The sequence below is a fragment of the Mediterraneibacter sp. 210702-DFI.5.30 genome (assembly GCF_020560115.1).
Classification (GTDB): domain Bacteria; phylum Bacillota; class Clostridia; order Lachnospirales; family Lachnospiraceae; genus Mediterraneibacter; species Mediterraneibacter faecis.
Genome location: NZ_JAJCME010000128.1, coordinates 1 through 251, shown reverse-complemented (window position 1 = coordinate 251; position 251 = coordinate 1). Strand labels below are relative to the sequence as shown.

General features: G+C 53.0%; 1 protein-coding gene. It reads left to right on the top strand.

The features are described from left to right. Window positions 1-251, top strand: a 251-nt coding sequence (locus tag LI126_RS14955; protein WP_227165710.1) for a GTP-binding protein, incomplete at both ends; no start/stop codon positions are given.

Sequence of the window (251 nt, the reverse complement as noted above, 5' to 3'; positions counted from 1 at the left end):
CCGATATTACGGTCTTGGTCGTTGCTGCCGATGACGGGGTTATGCCACAGACGGTTGAAGCCATCAACCACGCCAAGGCTGCCCACACGCCAATCATCGTTGCCGTTAACAAGGTCGACAAGCCAGGTGCCAATCCAAACCGCGTGATCGAAGAATTGGCTCAATACGAGCTGATTCCTGAAGACTGGGGTGGCGACACGATCTTCGTCAACATCTCAGCTAAGTTTGGCAAGAACATCGATGAACTGCTC